This window comes from Paenibacillus pasadenensis (assembly GCF_002864175.1).
Classification (GTDB): Bacteria; Bacillota; Bacilli; order Paenibacillales; family Paenibacillaceae; genus Paenibacillus_O; species Paenibacillus_O pasadenensis.
In genome coordinates this window covers 366,069-387,999 of record NZ_NFEZ01000003.1, presented here as the reverse complement: position 1 = coordinate 387,999, position 21,931 = coordinate 366,069, and the positions used below count along the sequence as shown (strand labels likewise).

General features: G+C 64.9%; 20 protein-coding genes. 17 read left to right on the top strand and 3 right to left on the bottom strand.

The window, feature by feature from the left end; all coding sequences use genetic code 11:
• The first annotated feature begins 94 nt into the window (after positions 1–94).
• Together B8V81_RS05340 and B8V81_RS05335 are read left to right on the top strand one after the other, a co-directional pair.
• Positions 95–1,945 carry a peptidoglycan D,D-transpeptidase FtsI family protein gene (locus B8V81_RS05340; RefSeq protein WP_101807911.1) on the top strand — a complete coding sequence of 617 codons (1,851 nt, stop codon included), beginning with the start codon at positions 95–97 and terminating at the stop codon, positions 1,943–1,945.
• An 87-nt stretch (positions 1,946–2,032) separates the two neighbouring features.
• Entirely contained in the window at positions 2,033–4,123 is a 2,091-nt protein-coding gene (locus tag B8V81_RS05335; protein WP_101807910.1) for a methyl-accepting chemotaxis protein, read from the top strand.
• 89 nt (positions 4,124–4,212) lie between these two features.
• On the opposite strand, the gene B8V81_RS05330 is transcribed toward B8V81_RS05335, so the two are convergent.
• A complete protein-coding gene (locus B8V81_RS05330) occupies positions 4,213–5,319 on the bottom strand; it encodes an AI-2E family transporter (RefSeq protein ID WP_101807909.1) in 1,107 nt (368 codons plus the stop codon).
• 156 nt (positions 5,320–5,475) lie between these two features.
• Here B8V81_RS05330 and B8V81_RS05325 point away from each other — a divergent pair, with 156 nt between their 5' ends.
• From B8V81_RS05325 to B8V81_RS05315, 3 genes are all read left to right on the top strand, one after another.
• The gene (locus tag B8V81_RS05325) at positions 5,476–6,891 is read left to right on the top strand and encodes a polysaccharide deacetylase family protein (protein WP_028597564.1); all 1,416 of its coding nucleotides are present in this window, start codon (positions 5,476–5,478) and stop codon (positions 6,889–6,891) included.
• A gap of 103 nt (positions 6,892–6,994) precedes the next feature.
• On the top strand, positions 6,995–7,570 hold the full coding sequence (locus B8V81_RS05320; RefSeq protein ID WP_028597565.1) for an RNA polymerase sigma factor: 576 nt from the start codon (positions 6,995–6,997) through the stop codon (positions 7,568–7,570).
• Positions 7,567–8,553 (top strand): anti-sigma factor, encoded by a 987-nt coding sequence (locus tag B8V81_RS05315; protein WP_101807908.1) that lies wholly within the window; start codon positions 7,567–7,569, stop codon positions 8,551–8,553. The genes B8V81_RS05320 and B8V81_RS05315 overlap by 4 nt, the downstream gene beginning before the upstream one ends.
• Positions 8,554–8,635: 82 nt before the next feature.
• On the opposite strand, the gene ilvD is transcribed toward B8V81_RS05315, so the two are convergent.
• Entirely contained in the window at positions 8,636–10,321 is a 1,686-nt protein-coding gene (gene ilvD, locus B8V81_RS05310) for a dihydroxy-acid dehydratase (protein WP_028597567.1), read from the bottom strand.
• A 193-nt stretch (positions 10,322–10,514) separates the two neighbouring features.
• On the opposite strand from ilvD, the gene B8V81_RS05305 reads away from it, so the two are divergent.
• The 11 genes from B8V81_RS05305 (at position 10,515) to nfsA (ending at position 19,945) form a co-directional block, all read left to right on the top strand.
• Positions 10,515–10,967: a copper amine oxidase N-terminal domain-containing protein gene (locus B8V81_RS05305; RefSeq protein WP_052332954.1), complete on the top strand. Its 453-nt coding sequence runs from the start codon at positions 10,515–10,517 to the stop codon at positions 10,965–10,967.
• Between the two features lie 196 nt (positions 10,968–11,163).
• Positions 11,164–11,868 (top strand): response regulator transcription factor, encoded by a 705-nt coding sequence (locus B8V81_RS05300; RefSeq protein ID WP_028597568.1) that lies wholly within the window; start codon positions 11,164–11,166, stop codon positions 11,866–11,868.
• A complete protein-coding gene (locus tag B8V81_RS05295) occupies positions 11,858–12,961 on the top strand; it encodes a sensor histidine kinase (RefSeq protein ID WP_228551611.1) in 1,104 nt (367 codons plus the stop codon). The genes B8V81_RS05300 and B8V81_RS05295 overlap by 11 nt, the downstream gene beginning before the upstream one ends.
• Positions 12,962–13,363: 402 nt before the next feature.
• Entirely contained in the window at positions 13,364–13,669 is a 306-nt protein-coding gene (locus tag B8V81_RS05290; protein ID WP_028597570.1) for an urease subunit gamma, read from the top strand.
• Between the two features lie 40 nt (positions 13,670–13,709).
• Positions 13,710–14,078, top strand: a complete 369-nt coding sequence (locus B8V81_RS05285; protein ID WP_028597571.1) for an urease subunit beta — start codon at positions 13,710–13,712, stop codon at positions 14,076–14,078.
• Positions 14,075–15,790, top strand: coding sequence for an urease subunit alpha (ureC, locus tag B8V81_RS05280; RefSeq protein WP_028597572.1), 1,716 nt, complete (start codon positions 14,075–14,077; stop codon positions 15,788–15,790). The genes B8V81_RS05285 and ureC overlap by 4 nt, the downstream gene beginning before the upstream one ends.
• 8 nt (positions 15,791–15,798) lie before the next feature.
• A complete protein-coding gene (locus tag B8V81_RS05275; protein WP_101807907.1) occupies positions 15,799–16,506 on the top strand; it encodes an urease accessory protein UreF in 708 nt (235 codons plus the stop codon).
• A 32-nt stretch (positions 16,507–16,538) separates the two neighbouring features.
• The gene (ureG, locus tag B8V81_RS05270) at positions 16,539–17,291 is read left to right on the top strand and encodes an urease accessory protein UreG (RefSeq protein WP_052332955.1); all 753 of its coding nucleotides are present in this window, start codon (positions 16,539–16,541) and stop codon (positions 17,289–17,291) included.
• 95 nt (positions 17,292–17,386) lie between these two features.
• Complete coding sequence (locus tag B8V81_RS05265; RefSeq protein ID WP_101807906.1) at positions 17,387–18,313, top strand: urease accessory protein UreD; 927 nt, start codon at positions 17,387–17,389, stop codon at positions 18,311–18,313.
• Positions 18,314–18,490: 177 nt separating this feature from the next.
• Positions 18,491–18,934: a MarR family winged helix-turn-helix transcriptional regulator gene (locus B8V81_RS05260; RefSeq protein WP_164820097.1), complete on the top strand. Its 444-nt coding sequence runs from the start codon at positions 18,491–18,493 to the stop codon at positions 18,932–18,934.
• Between the two features lie 237 nt (positions 18,935–19,171).
• Positions 19,172–19,945: an oxygen-insensitive NADPH nitroreductase gene (gene nfsA / locus B8V81_RS05255; RefSeq protein WP_244912723.1), complete on the top strand. Its 774-nt coding sequence runs from the start codon at positions 19,172–19,174 to the stop codon at positions 19,943–19,945.
• Between the two features lie 306 nt (positions 19,946–20,251).
• On the opposite strand, the gene B8V81_RS05250 is transcribed toward nfsA, so the two are convergent.
• Positions 20,252–20,746, bottom strand: coding sequence for a hypothetical protein (locus tag B8V81_RS05250; RefSeq protein ID WP_028597576.1), 495 nt, complete (start codon positions 20,744–20,746; stop codon positions 20,252–20,254).
• A gap of 180 nt (positions 20,747–20,926) precedes the next feature.
• Between B8V81_RS05250 and B8V81_RS05245 the strand changes: the two genes are divergently transcribed.
• A complete protein-coding gene (locus B8V81_RS05245; protein ID WP_028597577.1) occupies positions 20,927–21,883 on the top strand; it encodes a 3'-5' exoribonuclease YhaM family protein in 957 nt (318 codons plus the stop codon).
• The last annotated feature ends 48 nt before the right edge of the window (positions 21,884–21,931 follow it).

The following is a 21,931-nucleotide window of genomic DNA, read 5'->3' as shown; positions in this document are numbered from 1 at the left end:
TCCGGCGGGGCTTTTCGCGTGTAGGCGGGGAGCGGCAGGGGAATACTGGATTCCAGAACAACCGCGACATCTGGAACCGAAGGAGGAACGGCCCATGTCCGCTTCCCGAATGAAGACGGCGGCGGCTCTGATCGCCGCTTTGCTGCTTGTCGCTCTGCTCCGCCTCGGCTGGGTGATGCTTTGGCCGTGGAGCCCCGCTTCCTCGGCCCGCCATGCGACAGCGTCCGAGACAGCGGTTAGGCAGCGCAGCCACCGCCTGCTGCTGGACGCCGGAAGAGGCGATTTCGTCGACCGCTCCGGGCTGCCTTTGACAGGCTTCGCTTATGAGGCGCTGGCGATCTTTCCGCATCCGTCCGGCCAGCCGCGCGGCAGCGGCCGGGACATGGCCGAGCTGGCGCGAGTGCTGCAAGCCGGCTCCGAGGAGCTGTGGCAAGAGCTGGAGCGGAGGAAGGAGCCGGGCTTCTGGATGGATGCGAAAAGCGGCCTGCCGCTGCGGCTCAGTCCGCGGCAGCGGACCGAGCTGGCGGGCCTGAAGCTGGAAGGCGTGGCCATCCTGCCCTACCGCGCCCGCCGCGATCCGTCGTCCGCTGCCGTCCAGGCGATCGGATATGTCAGCGAAAATCCCGAACGGATCGCCGCCGCATACGGCAAGCGGCTGGCCGCAGGCAAGGCGAGCCTGCGCGACGCAACGGGAGGCGGCGGTCTCGAGCTGTCGCTGGACGGGCTTCTTCGGGGGACGGGGCCGGCCTATGCCAGCTATATGACCGATGCGGCCGGCCTGCCGCTCAAAGGGCTCGGCCTGACCGTGGAGCGCCCGGCCAACCCGCGTTATCCGCTGCAGGTGCGGACGACGCTCAGCCTGCCTCTGCAAGTCGAGCTTCAGCGGTATGCGGGCGAGGCCGGGCTGAAAAAAGGCGCGGTCGTCGTGCTGGATGTCCGGAACTCGGACATTTTGGCGATGGTCTCCAAGCCCGACATGGAGCTTCCGGCACGAGGAGAAGCTTTTTTTGACGGAGCGGCCAATCGGGCCGTGCGCGCCTATGCGCCCGGCTCGATCTTCAAGCTTGTCACCGAGGCGGCGGCGCTGGAGGCCGGAGCGGCCGAGCCGGGCGAGGAATTTTATTGCGGAGGCGAATACGGCCATCATGGCCTGTCATGCTGGAAAGAAGGCGGCCACGGCCGGCTCACGCTGGAGCAAGGGCTGGCGCAGTCCTGCAACATCGTGTTCGCCGCTCTGGCGGAGCGGCTGCGGCCGGATGAGCTCGCCGCGGCGGCGGACAAGCTCGGTCTCGGCAGGCGCATCGGCTGGCATCTCGAGGCGGGCCGCAGGGAAGGCGCGCTGTCCGGACCGCTGCGCCTGATCGGCGAGGAGGAGGCGGGCACGGTATTCGGCGCGGCAAGCCCATGGAGCCGGCTTGAGCTGCTGCGCAGCGGCAAGCTGGCCCGCAGCGGCATCGGGCAGGAGGATGTGCGGATGACGCCGCTGCAGGCGGCGAATTTGGCGGCGACGATCGTCAATGGCGGCAGGGTGGCCGAGCCGGCGCTCGTGAAGGAAATCGACTTTGCCGACGGCCAGCGTCTCGCCGCGCTGCGCAGCCATGCCTCGCCCTCCGCGCACGGGCAAATCTCGCCGCGCACGGCCGCCATGCTGAGGAGAGGCATGGAGCAGGTCGTAGCCAGCGGAACCGGACGCGGCCTTCACCGAGCCGCCTGGCCGCTGGCCGGCAAGTCGGGGACGGCGGAAAGCGGCAGGCCCGGAGCGGGGAACAGCCAGTGGTTCATCGGCTACGGGCCTGCCGACCATCCCCGCTATGCCGTCGCCGTCCTGGCCGAGGAACGTCCGGAGGGAAGCGCCAACCTGGCGGCGCGGCTGTTCGGCGGCGTCATGGATCGGATCGCGGCCTGGGAGCGCGCCGCCTTGGCCTCGTCCGCCCAAGAAAAGTGAAAAAGAGCCCTTTGTTAATAAAAATATCCCCTCTACGTTCCGATAGGTATAAAGACACCCCTTTTTCGGAATTGGAGGCGATTTCAATTGAATCAATTTGTTTCGAAGTGGATCCTTCGCCCTTTTCGCCTCATCAGCGTAAAGCTGTTCCTGATCATTTTCGCCAGCATCGTCGCTTGCGTGCTCGCCATGGGCTTCATCTCGTATGGAATCGCCAAATCGGTGATCGAGCGCAAGGTGACGGAATCGACGGTGGAGACGGCCAATCAGGTCGCGGATCGGCTGGACATCGTGCTGGATGACTACCTGCGCTTCTCCATGCACTTCCTGACGGACAAGATCGTTCAGGAATCCGTCAGCGAGCTGGTATTCGCCCATAAGGAAGAAAACGTATTCGAGCGCTTCAAGGCGCAGCGGACGCTGTATGACCGCATCTCCTCGATGGCGATGGCGAACAAGACGATCCGCCATATCGCCTTCATCCCGATCGACGACCGGCTGCAGACCGAAGCGGTCGGCACGTTGACGCTCGACGTGAAGCTGGCGAAGGAGGAGGCCTGGTACAAGGAGGCGGTCAGCCTGGACGGCAAGCCGTATTGGACGCCTTACCAGCCGGGAGGCTTCGATGCGAAAAGCCCGCCTTCGATCGGTCTGGCGAGAGTCATCAAGTCGATCTCGGGCGATCCGGCCTTCCTGATGCTGCTGGAGCTGGATGCCGACTTCGTCGGCAGCCAGTTGGAGGGCATCCGGCTCGGATCCGGCGGCGAGATCAGCCTGATCGACGAGCGGGGAATCGTGCTTTCGGATTCGAGCGGAGGCCAGCGGGCCGGCCAGGCGAGTCCGCTGCAGCTCAAGGGCTCGGAAACGCCCATCCATTATTGGAGCGGCTCGCTGCTCATGATCGAGGATCATCTCAAGAACAGTCCTTGGACCGTGGCGGCCACGATTCCGGGCGGAGAGCTCGTCAAGGATGCCAAAAGCATTTTCGTCATGACGGTCTGGGTCGCGGCGGGAGCCGCCCTGCTGGCGGTGCTCGTCGGCGCGTTCGTCGTCTGGAGCGTCGGCAGGCCGCTGCGCAGCCTGCGCTCGCTCATGCGGCGGGGCAAGGACGGGGAGCTGAGCGTCCGGTCGAGCCACCGCTCCAAGGACGAGATCGGCCAGCTTGCGGCGAGCTTCAACGGCATGATGGAGCAGCTCGGCCAGCTTGTCGGCCAGACGAGCCGCATGGCCGCCCAAGTGCTTGATACCGCCGGCCAGATGGCCGATCAGTCTCGCCGAACCGCCACGTCCGCGCGGGAGATCGCAGCCGCCACGGACGAAATCGCGGCCGGAGCCTCCAGCCTCGCCGTCGAGGCCGAGAAGGGAATCGAGCTGACGGAGAAGATGGATGAAGGCATGGAGCGGATGAAGCTCAGCACGGACGAGATGCGCGCATCGGCCGGCCAAGTGGAGTCCGCGAGCCGGGAAGGGACCGGCCATATGGAGAAGATGCTCGGCAAGACGGAGGAAGCGGATCGGATCGTAAGCGACATCTCCGCCAAGATCGCCCGCCTGTCCGACAATACGCGCTCGATCCGCGGCATCCTGACGCTGCTGTCGGGCATCGCCAAGCAGACGAACATCCTCTCGCTCAACGCTTCAATCGAGGCGGCCCGCTCGGGCGAGGCCGGCAAGGGCTTCGTCGTCGTCGCCGGCGAGGTGCGGGAGCTGGCGGATCAGTCCAAGGCTTCCATCCAGCAGGTCGAAGCCATTCTCGCCGCGCTTCAGACCGAGGTGGGCGAAACGGTCGAGACGCTGGCGACGGCTCGCCCGGCATTCCGGCAGCAGCTCGATTCCGTGCAGGAGGCGGGCAGCCTGTTCCTTCAGGCGCAGTCCCGGATGGCGCTGCTCGGGGAGAGCCTGGCGCGCGTCGACGAGGCGATCGTCGAGCTCGGCGCTACGCAGCTGCAGATCGGCCAGGCGATGTCCGGCGTGAGCTCGGTCTCGGAGCAGTCGGCCGCCGCCTCCCAGCAGGTCGCTTCGCTGAGCAGCGAGCAGCTCGGCGTGAGCGACAGCCTGGTCGGCTTGTCCGCCCGCCTGGAGGAAGTCGCCTCGTCGCTGCGCGCTTCGCTGGGGCATTTCCGGCTGGAGCAGGAAACAAGCTCTTCCGCCGGCAAAAACGGACCCGCCGCCGGATAGGTTGGAATGAAGCAGGCAAAGGGCCGCATCCGCTGTCATCATGACAGCGGATGCGGCCCTTTTGGGCTTGGCTCGAGGCAGGAACGGCGTCAGCCCTTCTCCGCCAGCTCGACGTCGTACTCGTCCTTGGGAGGAGTGATCCAGCGGCGGAAATAGCCCTGGTCGTACAGCGCCTTGACGAGAATGACGAGCACCGGAGAGAGGATGACGCCGGCGACGCCGAACAAGGACAGCGAGATGACCATGAATGCGAGCATCGTGAAGGCGGAGACGCCGAGCGTGTCGCCGGTGATGAGCGGCTCGAGAATTTGCCGGGCGGCGACGATGACGAGGAACAGGATGCCGAGCCAGATCGCCAGGTTGTAGTCGCCGACGACGAGCAGGTAGGCGATCCACGGGACGAACACGGTGCCGACGCCGAGCAGCGGCAGCACGTCGAACACGGCGGCGATGGCGGAGATCGTCAGCGCGTTGTCGACGCCGAGCGCCAGCAGCGAGACGAAGATGACGATGAAGGTGATCGAGATGAGCTTCATCTGGGCTTTCAGGTAGCCGACGATGCCCGAGAAGACGTTTTCGCGCAGGAAGACGAAGGCTTTCTTGAACGTGCGGGGCGTCTTGCTCGAGGCGATCCGCTTCCAGTCGGCGATCTCGATGCTCAGGAAGTACGCCAGGATGACGCCGAGCACGAAGTTGAACATGAACGTGGAGACCGAGTTCAGGTAGCCGGCGGCCTTCAGCAGGAAGCCTTCCGCGACCTTTTGCCCCCAGCGGGTCAGAGCGTCGATGTAGTCCTGGATCTTGTCCACCGTATCGGGCGGCAGCGCGCTCGTCTTGTCCTTGAGCCAGGTGGACCCTTGGGCGAGCTGCTCCTGCAGGATCGCCTGGTATTGAGGCAGCTTGTGGGCGATCGAGTTCGCTTCCCGCACCATGATGTAGCCTGCGCCGAAGAAGATGCCGAGCACGATCGCGGAGAAGAGCAGGATCGAAAGCGCCGAGGCGATCGACTTCTTGAGGCCGAGCCGGTGGAGCAGCCTTGCGAGCGGCTCGATGACGGCGAAGATGAGCAGGGAGAGGAAGATCGGAGCGGCGATGGAGTAAAGGAAGCTGAACGCGAGCATAATGAGGTACACGGTTAGGGCGATTAGAGCGATATCGAATGCGGTGCGCCAATATTTGCGGTAAAACATCAGCATGAGAGAAATCCGGCTCCTTTGCAGCGTCAATTGGAAATCGATTCATATTTCCGCTTTGATTGTACTATAGATTTTAAAGATGCAGGCGGTTTTTTGAAACTCGTTTATGCTACAATGGGTGGTAGACTTCTAGAGAATATGGTGGGGAACAGAAACATGGAGAATTTGCTCGTCTGGGGATTCTACTTCCTATCGCTCTATGCGTTTATCCCGGGACTGATCAGCCGCCTGTTCGGCTTCCGCGTGTTCAAGCGCGGACTCGCGGACAAGGAGATCGCGCTTACCTTCGACGACGGCCCGGATCCCGTCTACACGCCCATGCTGCTCGATCTGCTCGCCAGGCATCGCGCCAAGGCGACTTTTTTTGTCGTCGGGTCCCATGCGGAGCAGCATCCGGAGCTGCTTCGGCGGATGAGGGACGAGGGGCATACGGTCGGCATCCACAATTACGTGCACAAGAGCAACTGGATCATGCGGCCGAAAACCGTCAAGCGGCAGATCGCCCTGACGAGCGCGGTCATCGAGCAGGCGATCGGGGAGACGCCCGTTTATTACCGACCGCCCTGGGGAATCGTCAACCTGTTCGATTTCTCCAAGAAGGGCCAGTACAAGATCGTGCTCTGGTCGGGCATTTTCGGCGATTGGAAGGCTCATGAAACGTCCGACAGGCTGAAAAGGCGCCTGCTCAAGAAGCTTCGTCCCGGCGAGGTGATGCTGCTGCATGACTGCGGCCGCACGCTCGGAGCGGACGAGGACGCGCCGGCCCAGATGCTGGAGGCGCTGGAGGTGTATTTGGAGGAGGGCGGCCGCAAGGGCTTCCGCTTCGTTGGCGTCCCGACGCTCATGGAGCTGACCGAGAAAAACAAGGCGAAGCGTCCGACGGCGTTCAACCGTCTGCTGGCGGGCGCCTGGCTGCAATACGAGAAGCTGTTCCATCTCGTGTTCCGCTTGAAGCCGGTCGCCAGCGAGAAGGGCGGCAGGCCGGTCTTTCACTATCGCAAAGTCGCCTACAACGGTCCGCCGATCGAGCTGAGCGAAGGCGAGCGCATCGTCAAGGGAGATCCGCTCGCCGAGATCCATCTCGACAATGAGATGCTCCGCCAGGCGGCGGTCCGCTCCTCCTCTCCGCTCGCGGTCATCATCCGCCTCCTGCGCGAGATGGAGTCGGCTCTCCCGGCCCTGTCCGCCGCGGTGCTGAACGATCCTGCGATGGACAAGGTCAAGGCGCTCTACGGAGTGACGATGATCCACAACGGAACCGACAAGCTCGGCTTCCAGGTGTTTGACCTGCCGGAGAACCTGTTCGCCAAGGCATCCCGCATTTATTTGAAGATCCTTTTCCGAATTCTATCCGCCAAACCGCGCGCCAAGTCCCGCAAGCCTCGCGGAGCGCAACCGCGCGGCGAGGCCAAGCCGATGTATCCGCGCATGCTGTTCCTCTCCCGCAGAGACATGGAAAGCTATACGAGCACTTCCGCCCCGGCTCCGCGCCAGCCTGTCGCGGCCAAGCCGGAAGCCGCTTTGGCCGCTCTGGCGAGCGAGCCTGCGGCTGCTCCGGGCATGCTGTCCTGACCTTGCCGGCCGGTCCCCTTACGGGAGGACCGGCTTTTGTTTTTGCGGCGGATTGGACTTTTATCCCCTAGGGGATATGATAGATAGGAAGGGAGAGGAACACATGACCGAGGCAGACTGGGAGGAGCATCTGATGCTTCAGATCGCCTCCCGGAGCAGCGATGCGCTGGAGAAGCTATACGATCGCTACGAGAAGCCGTTGTACTCGTTCGTCTACCGAATCGTGAAGGACAGCATGGCGGCGGAAGAGATCGTTCAGGAGCTGTTCCTCAAGCTCTGGAACCATGCCGAGGCGTATGTATCGAACGGCCGCTCCGGGAAGGTCAGCACCTGGATCTTCACGATGGCGCGCAACGGCGCGATCGACTGGCTGCGCAAGCGCGACCGCCGGCCGGCCGCCGGCGGCCAGGACGGCATGGATGAGCTGCGCGACCCGGTCACGACGGAGCTTACCGTCGAGAACCGGATGCTGGCGGAGCAGATGAGGCAAGCTCTGTCCGGACTCAGCCAGGAACAGCAGCAGGTGATCGAGTGGGTTTATTTCGGCGGGTATACCCAGCAGGAAATCGCGGACAGGCATGACATCCCGCTAGGCACGGTCAAAAGTCGGATCCGCCTCGGTCTTCGCCAGCTGCGCAGTCAGCTGGGCGAATCGTGGAGGGGGGAGGTTCGATCATGAGGGAAGGACATGAGGAGGAAAATCGCAAGCCATGCTCGGACATCGATCTGTATGCGATGGGCTTGCTGGAAGGCGAAGAACGAGAGCGCATGGAGCGGCATATCGCAGGCTGTAGCGATTGCCGTGAGGAGCTGGCCCGGATCGAGGAGCTGCTCGGCCTGCTGCCGCTAGCCGCCGAGCCGGCCGAGCCGCCGCAGGGAATGCGCGAGCGCGTGCTGGGCCAGGTGCTGGGCCGTCCTCAGGCGGACCGCTTGGAGGAGGACGCGGCCGAGCGCTCCGAGCCGGCGCTGCCTCCGGACGTTTTTGCGCTTCGCCAAGACGAGGACGGAACGGACGCGAGGCAGCAGCTTGCGGACCGCAACGAGCGTTCGTCGGCCGCGCCGCTCTCCGGAGCGGACCGGACCGAGCGCCCGGCCGAGCGCGCGCAGGAAGCGCCAGCCGCGGAGGGGACCGGGAGGAGAAGGCGGCTCGCGGTCGGAGCGCTGGCCGGTGCGGCAGCGGTCATGCTGCTCGTGACCGGAGTGCTGGCCCAGCGCATGGACAGTCTCGGGCGCGAGAACAAGCGGCTCTCGGCCGAGCTGCATGCGTCGACGCAGACGCTGGACAGCACGATCGAGCAGCTGCGCAAGACGGAGCAGCCTTTTGCCGGCGCGATGGTCAGCCAGATCGTCTCGCTCAAGCCGGTCAAAGATCTCGTCGCCAGAGGGCAGGCCTATCTCGTCGTGGACGATCGCGGCACCCATCTGATCGTGCAGGCGAGCCGGCTTCCGGAGCTGAAGGACGAGCAGGCGTTCCAGGTGTGGCTGATCAAGGGCGACAAGCCGGTCAATGCCGGCACGTTCATGCCGACGGGCAACGCCGGCGCGGTCACGTTCACGTTCCCCGGCGGCTCGTACGACCAGGTCGCCATCACGCTGGAGCCGGACGCCTTCGGCCAGGAGCCGCGAGGCAGCATCGTGCTCGCCGGAGCTCTCAAGACATAGATGGACAGCACCGCGACAATTCAACCTGTAAACCAAAAGCTCCCCGGCGCTTCGAGCGCCGGGGAGCTTTTTGGGTAAGGAATCAGATTTTCATGACGCCGCCGGTGCTGGCGGAGGTGACGAGATGAGCGTAGCGGGCGAGGTAGCCGCGCTTGATCTTGAGCTCGAAGCCGGTCCATTCGGCGCGGCGCTTGGCCATCTCCTCGTCGCTGATCTCAAGCTGGATCGTGCGGTTGTTCATGTCCAGCTCGATGATGTCGCCGTCGTGGACGAACGCGAGCGGACCGCCGTCCGCCGCCTCCGGCGAGATATGGCCGATGCTGATGCCGCGCGAGGCGCCCGAGAAGCGGCCGTCGGTGATGAGGCCGACCTTGGCGCCGAGGCCCATGCCGACGATCTGCGACGTCGGAGCGAGCATCTCCGGCATGCCGGGGCCGCCCTTCGGCCCTTCGTAGCGGATGACGACGACATGGCCTTCCTTGACGAGGCCTTTGCTCAAGCCTTCCAGCACGGCGTCCTGCGAGTCGAAGCAGATCGCCGGGCCGCGGTGGTAGCCGCCCACGGACTTGTCTACGGCGCCGACCTTGATGATCGCTCCGTCCGGAGCCAGGTTGCCGAACAGGACGGCGAGGCCGCCGCGCTCGGAGTGCGGATCGTCGATCGGGCGCACGACGTCGCGCCGCTTGATTTCCGTATTTTCAACGTTCTCGCGGATCGTCTTGCCGGTGACGGTCATGCATTCGGTATGCAGGGCGCCCGGCTTGTTGAGCAGCTCGCGCAGCACGGCGCTGACGCCGCCGGCCTCATGCACGTCCTCCATGTGAAGGTCGGACGCCGGAGCCAGCTTGGACAGATGCGGCACGCGGTTGGCGACTTCGTTGATGCGGGCGATCGGGTACTCGATGCCGGCTTCATGCGCGATCGCGAGCGTATGGAGGACGGTGTTGGTCGATCCGCCCATCGCCATGTCGAGCGCGAACGCGTTGTCGATCGCCTCCGCCGTGACGATGTCGCGCGGACGCAGGTCCATCTCGATCAGCTTCATGAGCTGGCGGGCGGACTCCTTGACGAATTCCTTGCGCTCCTCCGCTACGGCGAGGATGGAGCCGTTGCCCGGAAGGGCGATGCCGAGCGCCTCGGCGAGGCAGTTCATCGAGTTGGCGGTGAACATGCCGGAGCAGGAGCCGCAGGTCGGACAGCCGAACTGCTCGAGCTCGGTCAGGCCGACCTCGTCGATCTTGCCGGCCATGAACTGGCCGACGCCCTCGAACACGCTCGTCAGCGAGATCGCGCGTCCGTCGCTCGTGCGGCCGGCCTTCATCGGGCCGCCGCTCACCATGATGGACGGGATGTTGACGCGCAGCATGCCCATCATCATGCCGGGAGTGATCTTGTCGCAGTTGGGGATGCACACCATGCCGTCGAACCAGTGCGCGTTGACGACCGTCTCGACGGAGTCGGCGATGATCTCGCGGCTCGCCAGCGAGTAGCGCATGCCGATGTGGCCCATCGCGATGCCGTCGTCGACGCCGATCGTATTGAACTCGAACGGCACGCCGCCCGCTTCGCGGATCGCTTCCTTGACGACCTTGCCGAATTCCTGCAGGTGGACGTGGCCGGGGATGATATCGATATAGGAATTGCAGACGGCAATGAACGGCTTGTCGAAGTCTTCTTCCTTGACGCCGGCAGCGCGCAGCAGGCTGCGGTGCGGGGCTCGGTCGAAGCCTTTTTTGATCATGTCAGAACGCATCTTCTTCGGTGCCATGCTTGTCCCTCCCAGGATTAACATCATTCCAATTAGTGTACCATATGTGCCCTGGATTGACTACCGATTGCCGCATTCCTGCATTAAAGTGGAATGAATCCTATCGGCATCGCAACTTCTTGATATCGTCAGCGTTTAAGTCGTTCGGGAAGCGGTTTAATGAGAATCAAATCCGCTCCGAGGAGGCATGTTCATGAGTACATATCGAAGCAAGAAAGCGGCCGGCCTGCTGCTGGCCGGCATCCTGATCGCCGGCGCGGCCGCGCCGGCCGCAGAAGCCGCCAAGGAGGCGCCGAAGGTGCTGGTCAACGGCGTGAATTACGCGCTCGACAAGGAGCCGCTGGTCAAGGACGGACGCACGCTCGTGCCGCTGCGCGGCATCTTCGAGGCGCTCGGAGCGACGGTCGACTGGAACCAGTACGAGCAGACGATCACGGCGACGCGCGGCAAGAACGAGATCTTCCTGCAGGTGAACAAGACCAAGGCCAAGGTCAACGACATGGAGATCGAGCTGTCGGTGCCGGCGCAGAACATGAGCGGCACGACGATGGTGCCGCTGCGCTTCATCGCCGAGGCGCTGGGCACGTACTGCGTCTACTATGCCGACCAGAACCTCATCACGATCACCGATCGCGTGGAAAGCTAGCTTTCCCGCAAGAAACGGCGCTGCCCCCTTCCAGCCGGAAGGGGGCTTTTCGCGCCTCCGGCTTCGGAAAAAGCCGGTCCGGCGCCGGCTTTCCTGAAGAAAGCCTGAAGATTCCTTAAACGGCCCTTTCGATCGGGCGCGCGCGCTTCCAAGGCCGGCGGCCGTGCGGTATAGTGGCTGTAAGGAGTGGTAATCGGTGAAAAAGCTGCTGATCGTAGACGACGACCGCGAGATCGCGGAGCTGATCCAGATCTATCTGGCCAACGAGGGCTATGCGACCGTGCTCGCCCATGACGGGGAGGAGGCGCTCGCCATGGCCGCCGCGGAGCCGTTCCATTTGATCGTGCTCGACATCATGATGCCCAAGGCGGACGGGCTTGAAGTATGCCGGCAGCTGCGCCGCGAGGGATCGGCCCAGGTGCCGATCCTCATGCTGAGCGCCAAGGCGGCGGACATGGACAAGATCATGGGGCTGATGACCGGAGCGGACGACTATATGGTCAAGCCGTTCAACCCGCTGGAGCTCGTCGCCCGCGTCAAGTCGCTGCTGCGGCGGGCCTACCAGTTCCCCAAGGCGGGCGGCGGGTCCGACGCCGGCGGGGCGGTGGAGCTCGGGCCGATCGTCATCGACAAGTCGACCCATACGGTCACCTGCCGCCAGGACGGGCGGCAGCTGCATCTGACGAGCACGGAGTTCGGCATCCTCCATCTGCTCGCCTCGCATCCGGGCAAGGTGTTCAGCGCGGAGGACATTTTCCAGCAAGTGTGGAAAGAAAAATTTTACGAATCGAACAATACCGTCATGGTGCATATCAGCAAGCTGCGGGACAAGCTGGAGCAGGAGACGGGAGACAAGTTCATCGTGACGGTGTGGGGGGTCGGCTACAAAATTGAAGGATGACAACGTCGTCAAGGACATGACGTTCCGCCTGCTGCTCCATCTCGCGCTGAGCGCCGCGCTCTCGGTCATCTCGTCGGTGCTGCTCGTCGTCGTCGCGGAGCGGCTGGCGAGCGAGCTGCCCGCGCTGCGCTGGATCGCGCATCTGCTGATCGACCAGTTCGGCGACTTCACGCTCGTCATTCTCGCGATCGGGCTGTTCCTCGTCTTCCTGCTGCTGCTCCAGCAGCGCCAGTTTCGCTATTTCCGCGACGTCAGCCGCAGCGTGCGGTACATCGCCGACGGCAACTTCGACTACCAGGTGCCGGTGCGGCAAAAAAACGAGCTCGGCGATCTCGCCGCCTACATCAATTATCTCGTGCACAAGCTGCAGCTGTCGCTCGACGACGAGCGGCGGGCCGAGCAGACCAAGAGCGAGCTCATCACGAACGTCTCGCATGACCTGAGGACGCCGCTCACCTCGATCATCGGCTATCTCGGCCTGATCGAGCAGGACCGCTGCCGCGACGAGGTGGAGGTGCGCCAGTACGTGCATATCGCTTATGAGAAGTCGAAGCGGCTCAACGTGCTGATCAACGACCTGTTCGACTATACGAAAATGCGGTACGAGACGTCTCCGCAGCGCATCCATACGTTCAATCTGACCGAGCTGCTGCGCCAGCTGCTCATTCAATACCGGGTGCCGCTCGAGGAGGCGGGACTCGTCGGCGCGCTCCATGCCCCGTCCGGCAAGCTCGCCGTCACCGGCGATCCGGACAAGCTCGTGCGCGTGTTCGAGAACCTGCTCGCCAATGCGATCCATTACGGCAAGGACGGCGGCAAGGTCGATCTCCATGCCTCGGCGGAAGGCGAGGAGGCGGTCGTGGAGGTCGTCAATTACGGCGAGATGATTCCGTCGGTCGACCTGCCGCATCTGTTCGACCGGTTCTACCGCGTCGACAAGGCGCGCGGCCTCGACAGCGGCGGCTCCGGCCTCGGCCTGGCGATCGCCAAGAGCATCGTCGAGCAGCACGGGGGCGGCATCTCGGCCGCGAGCGATCCGTATCTGACTTCGTTCCAGGTGAGGCTGCCGCTGGCGCAGGATCACGATCTTTAGACTTTCTTAAGGTTTTTTTAGGATTGCTTTACGGCATGAACGATCCGTCCTGCGGTACAATGATCCTATCGAAACCAAGCGGAAGCGGAGGGACGTCCATGAGATACCTGTGGATGATGGTCATGGCATGCGCAGTGATGCTGATGGCCGTCTTGCTGATCGGCAGCCAGGAAGGGGAGTCCGCCGGACTCGTCGACCTGCTGCTGCGCATCTGGTAGCGCCGGCTGCCGGCGCCCTTTTTCCCGGACCCTGTTCCGACTCGCCTGCCCCGTCGTCCTTCTGGACGGCGGGGCTTTTTTCGCGCTTCCCGGTTGCTTTATGTCAGATAATCTCACATAACTCATTTACTTTCCTGCGGCAGCGCGCCTATAATGGAGCTATTCCGGAGAAGAGGTGAAGGGCATGCAGTTGACCGAGCGCGAGAAAGAAAAGCTGCTCATCACGGTGGCGGCCGACGTCGCCCGCCGCAGGCTGAACCGAGGCGTGAAGCTCAATTATCCCGAGAGCATCGCGCTGATCACGTCCGAAATCATGGAGGGCGCGCGCGACGGACAGACCGTCGCCCGCCTGATGGAATACGGCACGCGCATCCTGACCCGCGACCAGGTGATGGAGGGCGTGCCGGAGATGATCCACGAGGTGCAGGTGGAAGCGACCTTCCCCGACGGCACGAAGCTCGTGACGGTGCATCATCCGATCGGCGGCTAGAGAGAACAGGCCGTTCGGCGGCCATGAGGGAGGAACAGTCATGATACCGGGGGAATACCGCACGGCTCAGGGGAGCATCGTGCTCAATGAAGGACGCCGCACGGCGGAGCTGATCGTCGTCAACGGAGGAGACCGGCCGGTGCAGGTCGGCTCGCATTACCATTTCTTCGAGGTGAACCGCGGCCTCAGGTTCGATCGGGAATCGGCCTTCGGCATGCGGCTGGACATCCCGGCCGGCACGGCGGTCCGCTTCGAGCCCGGCGAGGAGAAGCCGGTCCAGCTCGTCGAGCTCGGCGGCAGCCGGCTCGGCTACGGCCTCAGCGGGCTGACGAGCGGCCCGGCTCCGGCCGGCGCGATGCCGGACGACGTGCGGCGCAGGCTGGAGCAGTGGGAGGGCGGCCGATCATGAGAGAGATGGATCGGAGCAGCTACGCCGGCATGTTCGGCCCGACGACGGGCGACGCGGTGCGGCTGGCGGATACCGAGCTGTGGGCCGTCATCGAGCGCGACCACACGGTGTACGGCGACGAGTGCAAGTTCGGCGGAGGCAAGGTCATCCGCGACGGCATGGGCCAGTCGAGCTCGGCGCTGCGCAGCGACGGCGTGCTGGACACGCTCATCACGAATGCCGTCGTCATCGACCACTGGGGCATCGTCAAAGGCGACATCGGCATCCGCGACGGGCGCATCGTCGCCATCGGCAAGGCGGGCAATCCCGACATCATGGACGGCGTGACGCCGGGCATGGTCGTCGGCGCGAGCACGGAGGTGATCGCGGCCGAGGGCAAGATCGTCACGGCGGGCGGCATCGACGCGCATATCCACTACATTTGCCCGCAGCAGATCGAGACCGCGCTCTCGTCGGGCGTGACGACGATGATCGGCGGCGGCACGGGCCCGGCGACGGGAACGAACGCGACGACCTGCACGCCGGGCGCCTGGCATATGCGGCGCATGCTGGAGGCGGCGGAGGCGTTCCCGATGAACCTCGGCTTCACCGGCAAAGGCAACGCCAGCTTCATGGAGCCGCTGATCGAGCAGATCGAGGCGGGGGCGATCGGCCTCAAGCTGCATGAGGACTGGGGCACGACGCCGGCGGCGATCGACGCCTGCCTGCAGGCGGCCGACCGGTACGACGTGCAGGTCGCCATCCATACCGACACGCTCAACGAATCGGGCTTTCTCGAGGATACGCTGGCCGCGATCGGCGGCCGCACGATCCACACCTACCATACCGAGGGCGCCGGCGGCGGCCACGCGCCGGACATCATCCGCGCGGCGGGCGAGCTGAACGTGCTGCCGAGCTCGACGAATCCGACGCGTCCTTTTACGGTGAACACGATCGAGGAGCATCTGGACATGCTCATGGTCTGTCATCATCTGGACTCGCGGATTCCGGAGGACGTCGCGTTCGCCGACTCGCGCATCCGGCCGGAGACGATCGCCGCCGAGGACATCCTGCACGACATGGGCGTGTTCAGCATGCTGAGCTCCGACTCGCAGGCGATGGGACGCGTCGGCGAGGTCATCCTGCGCACATGGCAGACCGCGGACAAGATGAAGCGGCAGCGCGGCCCGCTCGCGCCGGACACGGAGGGCGGCGACAACTTCCGCATCAAGCGCTACATCGCCAAGTACACGATCAATCCGGCGATCACGCACGGCGTCTCCCATCTCGTCGGCTCGATCGAGCCGGGCAAGCTCGCCGACCTCGTCGTCTGGAGCCCGATGTTCTTCGGCGTCAAGCCGGAGCTCGTGCTCAAGGGCGGCATGATCGCCTACGCCCAGATGGGCGATCCGAACGCTTCGATTCCGACGCCGCAGCCGGTGTTCGGCCGTCCGATGTTCGGCGCGTTCGGCAAGGCGATGCAGCGCACGAGCATCACCTTCGTCTCCCAGGCGGCGTACGAGGGCGGCATCGCCGAGCGGCTCGGGCTGCAAAAATGGGTCGAGCCGGTCAAGGGCTGCCGCTCCGTCACGAAAAAGGACATGATCCTCAATGACGCGACGCCGGAAATCGTCGTCGATCCGGAGACGTACCGGGTGACGGTCGACGGCGAGCCGGCCGTCTGCGAGCCGGCCGAGGTCGTGCCGATGGCGCAGCGGTACTTCCTGTTTTGACGGGGGCGATGCCGCCGCGGGGCGGGGCGCCGCTCGTGCCGTGGCTCGTGCTGCAGCAGCTGCTCGACTCGGCGCTGCCGATCGGCGGCTTCTCGCATTCGTTCGGGCTCGAGACGCTCGTCCAGGAAGGCGACATCGCCCGTCCCGACGAGCTGGAGGCGTACTTGCGGGCGATGCTGCGGCAGAGCTGGACGACGACCGACGCGCTCGTCGTCCGCGCCGTCTACCGCGACGCGCCCGCAGAGGCGTGGGAGCGGCTGTGGGCGGCCGAGCGGCTCGTGCATGTCGGCCGCATGAGCGCCGAAACCCGCTCCGGGATGGAAAAGATGGGCCGCCGCCTGCTCAAGCTCGCGGGCAGCAGCTATCCGGAGCTTGACCTTGCCCGGCTCGAGGCGGCTTATCGGAGCGGCGACTGCCTGCTGACCCATCCGCTCGTGTTCGGCTGGATCTGCTGGCAAGCCGGCATCGGCGAGGAGCAGGCGCTTCAGGGCTGGCTGTACGGCTGCCTGAGCAATGCCGTGAACAGCGCGCTGCGCCTGATGGCGATCGGCCAGACCGAGGCGCAGCGGCTGCTGGCGCTGCTGTCGGGCGAGACGGTCCCGGCCGCGCGCGCGGCGCTGGCGATGGAGCCGGAGGACGCCTGGAGCGACATGCCGGGCTCGGAGCTCGGCATGATCCGCCACGAGACGCTTTACTCCCGGCTGTTCATGTCCTGATCGAATTCATTTATCCCAAGGAGGAATTCCCCATGTGCCAAGGCCAAGGACATACCCATATCGAGTGGAACACGAATCCGATCCCGCAAGGACGTCCGGTGCGCATCGGCATCGGCGGCCCGGTCGGCTCCGGCAAGACGAAGCTGGTCGAGACGCTGTCCCGCGAGCTGAAGGACCGCTGGAGCCTCGCCGTCATCACCAACGACATCTATACGAAGGAGGATGCCCGCATCCTCGCGGCGACCGGCGTGCTGCCGGAGGAGCGCATCATCGGCGTGGAGACGGGCGGCTGTCCGCATACGGCGATCCGCGAGGACGCCTCGATGAACTTCGAGGCGATCGAGGAGCTGGAGGAGCGCTTCTCGCCGCTTGACCTGATCTTCATCGAGAGCGGCGGAGACAATCTGGCGGCGGCGTTCAGCCCGGAGCTGGTGGACCGCTTCATCTACATCATCGACGTGGCCCAAGGGGAAAAGATTCCGCGCAAGGGCGGCCCGGGCATCATGCGCTCCGACCTGCTCGTCATCAACAAGATCGACCTCGCGCCGCATGTCGGAGCCAGCCTTGCGGTCATGGAGGAGGACTCGCGCCGGATGCGCGGCGATCGGCCGTTCGTCTTCACCAATCTGTTCGGCGGGAACGGGGTGGCGGAGATGGTCGACTGGATCGAGCATGAGCTCGCCCATGCCAAAGGAATTTCGCATGGCCACGGAGCGGATGCTGCCGCGCTGAGCCCGACCTTGACGCCGCTCCGGATGGCCGGTTCGGGCGGCGCGCTCGCTTGAGCCGCACCGCCCGGGCCGGCGGCGGTGCGGGCGCGTCTGCGGGCGCGTCTGCGGGCGCATCTGCGGACGCAGCGGAGAGGAGCTCGCTCGGAGGCGTGTCCGCTGAGCGCGCCTTCTCCCACGGGGGCGCGGAGCATGCGAAGGCGCGAGCCGTCTTCGCCGGCGAGCTGACCGGCGCCGAGACGGCGGCGCGCGGAGCGTCCGTCCTGCAGGCGCGCTTCGAGGAGCGCGGCGGCCTGACCCGGCTCGTCTCGCGCTACCACACGTCGCCGATCAAAATCGCCAAGGCGTTCCCGCTCGGCTCCGGCGCCGGCGTGCTCGTCATGGACGTCTCTCCGGGCATGCTGAGCGGCGACCGCTACGAGCTCGACTGGAGCCTCGGCGCCGGCGCTTCGGTGCAGATCTCCAACCAGAGCTTTCTCAAGGTCCATCCTTGCGAAGAGGAGGGAGGCGCGTCGCTGCGCCAGCGCTTCGCGCTGGAGAACGGCGCCGTATGCGAGCATCTGCCGGAGCCGGTCATGCTGTACGAGGACGCTTCGCTGCTGGCGGACACCGAGGTGCGGCTCGCTCCGGGCGCCGTCTGGATGCAGACGGAGGTGCTGTGCCCTGGACGCACGCTGCGCGGAGAAGTGTTCCGCTATCGCCGGCTCGACAACCGGCTGACGGTGTACGCCGACGGCGAGCTGATCTTCCGCCAGCTCCAGCGGGTCGAGCCGCGCGCGCAGCAGCTCGCGGCTCCCGGCAGCTGGCATCGGTTCACGCATTGGGGCACGTTCTGCCTGTTCGGACGCGGCGCGGACGCGGAGCTGGAGCAGCGGCTGCGCCAGCTGCTGGACCGGCTGCCGCAGCTGCCTGGCCGGGAGGTGCGGACGGGCGTGTCGCGCACATGGCGGAGCGGCATCGTCGTGCAGGCGGCCGGCCATGCGGCATGGACGGTGCAGCGCGTGCTGGAGGAAGTCCGGCTCGAGTCGCGCAAGGCGCTTTGGAGCGAGCCGCCGCCGCCTTTCGTCAAGTCTGTCTGAATAAAAAATGAAACCCGATCCCTGCCTTCGGCGTAGGAAGCCTCTAAGGATGCTTCCGTCATGCGCGGAGCTGCCCGAGGATCGGGTTTTTGTCTTTTTTTGCTTTACCTACAAGAAGTTGACCTTATAAGGTTATCCTACATCAAGATTGCGAGAGAAGAAGCAGGAGGCGAAAGCATGGTACAGGATGGGGCATTGGAAGAGCTGACCAAGCAGCTGGATGACCGGTTCCGGCTGGTGCGCAAGCTGATCACATCGGAATGGAACCGGGACAACGAGCACGGGCTCGGCCTTACGCATGCCCGCATACTGACCTTGCTGGCCACGGAAGGGCCGCAAAAAGCGTCGGTGCTCGCGGACAAGCTGCTCATCACGTCGGGAGCGGTGACCGGTCTTGCGGACCGGCTCGTCGAGCTCGGCTATATCGCGCGCGAGCGCGGGGAGTCGGATCGGCGCGTCGTGGTGCTGAGCATCGACAAGAAAGGCCTCAAGCTGCTCAAGCAGATCGACGAGACTCGGCATGCGCTCATGCTGAAGCTGTATCGCGGCATGGAGAAGCAGGAGATGGATATGATGCTCAAGCTGTTCGACCGCATGATCGCCAATCTGCAGAAAGAGTAGGCCGAAGCTGCAAGGGCGGTCTGCGGGAAGTGCCGGGCGTGATGCGCGGCATGAAGCGGACGGGAGCTATGGGAGCCGAGGAAGCGTTCAGACCCGCAGGCGGGCTTGGACGCTTTTTTTGTCCGCAGCGCCAAGGTTTAGGCGAGCCGCAGCCGCAGCCGCCCTGCGGTTGACAAGCCCTGGCCGATTGCCTATTCTAGGCACGAATGGAATCGAGGAGGAACGGGAGGGTTCGCGATGAACGAAAGCAAGAAGGAGCGGCCGGACGCGCTGCGCATGGAGGAGACGCTGTCGCTGCTGGAGCGCCACCGCTCGATCCGCCGCTATGCGGACGAGCCGGTGACGGCCGAGCAGCTGGACCGGATTCTCGGCTGCGCGCAGATGGCCTCGTCGTCGAGCCATATGCAGGCTTACAGCGTCATCGGCATTACCGATCCGGAGCTGCGCGGACGGCTCGCAGAGCTGGCCGGAGGCCAGCGCCATGTGCGCGAGGCGCCGACCTTCCTCGTCTGGTGCGCCGATTTGAGCCGCTTCGCGGAAGCGGCGGGCATGCACGGCGCGCAGCTGCAGACGTCGACGGAGTATTTCCTCGTCGCGACGGTGGATGCGGCGCTGGCGGCGCAAAATGCGGCGATCGCCGCCGAGGCGCAGGGCCTCGGCATCGTCTATATCGGAGGCATCCGCAACGACATGCGCGCCGTCTCGGAGCTGCTGGAGCTGCCGCCGCTCGTCTACCCGGTGTTCGGCATGTGCATCGGCGTGCCGGCCGAGGAGCCGGACCTCCGGCCGCGGCTGCCGCGCTCGGCGGTTTATGCGGAAAACCGCTATCCGGCGGGCAGCCGTGCCGAGCAGCTTGAGGCATACGACGACGAATACCGCGGCTACATCCGCGGCCGCTCCGGCGGCGGCCGCGATACGACGTGGACGCAGGAGATGAGCGGGCGGACGGCGTATCCGCCGCGCACGTTCACCGGGCTGCTGCGCGAGAAGGGGTTCCGGCTGGAGGATTGACGCTGCCGCGGGCGGCGGGGCGAGGCGGTGGAAGAAGAATCGGAGCCCCGCAGCTAGTGAACCGAGGGAACAAGGGAAGAAGCTCCCTTGTTGGAGCGCCGCAGCACGCGAAGCCGTGGAACAAGGGAAGAAGCTCCCTTGCTGAAGCCCCGCAGCTGGAGAACCGAGTGAACAAGGGAAGAAGCTCCCTTTTCCCCTCGGCAGCATTCCGCAGCGAACCAAAAAAAAGGGACGGAGCCGAAGCTTCGTCCCTTTTCGCGTTCTCACGCAACGATCCGCGCCGCGCATGGCGTTGCGGCCAGCTTGCTAGCGGCTTTCCTCCTGCGGAGCGGAGCCGACGCCGTTCAGCAGGTCGGTGCCATGGAATTCGTCGGGCGGCGCGACCGGATCGACCGGCGTGCCTTCCGTCAGATCGAGCTCGGCGTCGGAGCTCGGCCTGGCCGCCGCCCGGCCCGGCTCGGAGTCCGCCTCGACGCTTGTCGGCGCGGGCGCCGGCGACTCTCCTACCGGCGTCTCGACGGCATAGTCGCCGCCTTCGCGCTGGCGGGCATAGTCTCCCGGGTCAGGGCCTTCCGCATAGGCGATATCGTCCGCGAGGCGCTCGTTCGCCTCGGCGGAAGCGATCGTGTAGCGGTCGACCTGCACGCCGCCGTAGGTGCCTTCTCCGGACGGATACGTGCGGAGAAGCTCCTCCTCGGCGCTGGGGACGCGGCTGCCCTCCGCCTGATCCTCGAACAGGCCGTGCCGCGGATCGATGTCCTTTTCCGTCGAGAGTCCGTGATCGTTGTCGTTGCGCTTCATGAAGATTCCTCCTCCGTCGAATCGAGCTTGGCTACTCGGATACGTTGATCTTACCCTCCTGCAAGGGTTTCCAATCGCCGGCGCGTCCATACGCCGGCAGGGGAGCAGGACGATTATCCGTGCGCAGCCAAATCGAGTATAATAGGTTCATTATGGTTATACCGGAAGGAGCTTTCACGCATGACCCTGATCAGCACGCTGACCGACAAGCAAGAGGTGACCGGATTCTTTCTCGTCAAGGAGCTGGATGTCAAGCAGACGAACGCGACTCCGCCGAAGGATTACTGGGATCTCGTGCTTGCCGATTCAAGCGGCCAGATTACGGCCAAATACTGGGATCTGAAGCCGGCCGAGAAGGAGTCGCTGCAGTCGCTGCAGGTCGCCAAGGTGCACGGCATCGTGCAGCTGTACCGCGACCGGCTCCAGCTGAAGATCATCCGCATCCGCCCGACGAGCCCGGAGGACGGCGTGCAGCTGACCGACTACATCCGCGCCGCGCCGGTCGAGGCCAAGGAGCTCGTCGCGCAGATCCGCGCCAAGGTCGACAGCATCGGCGACGCCGATATCCGCAACATCGCCGCTTATTGCGTCGTCAAGGCCGGCGACCGGCTGGAGCATTACCCCGCCGCCAAGAGCCATCATCATGCCTACTATGCCGGTCTCGCCTACCACACCGTGCGCATGCTGGAAATCGGCGAGTTCCTGTGCGCGCAGCGTCCGTTCCTGAACCGCGACGCGCTCATCGCCGGCATCGTCCTGCATGACCTGGCCAAGCCCGAGGAGATGAACGCGCAGCTCGGCATCGTATCCGAATACAGCGACCGCGGCCGCCTGATCGGCCATCTGGCGCTCATCTCGGGCTGGATCGTCGAGGCGGCGCTCAAGCTGGGCGTGCCCGCCGACTCGCCGAAGGTGACCGTGCTGCAGCATCTCGTGCTGTCGCATCATAATCTCGGCGAGTGGGGCAGTCCCGTGCAGCCGCAGATGGCGGAGGCGGTGGCGCTTCATTATATCGACTCGCTGGACGCCAAGCTGCAGATGGTCGAGGACGCGCTCGGCTCCATCCCGGAGCAGGAGGCTTGGACGCCGATGATCCGCGGCCTTGAAAACAAGGCCGTCTATCGGACGAGGCTCTAGAGCGGACAAGGACGAGCCGTCCTCCGACGAGCGGCGCGGCCGCTCCGG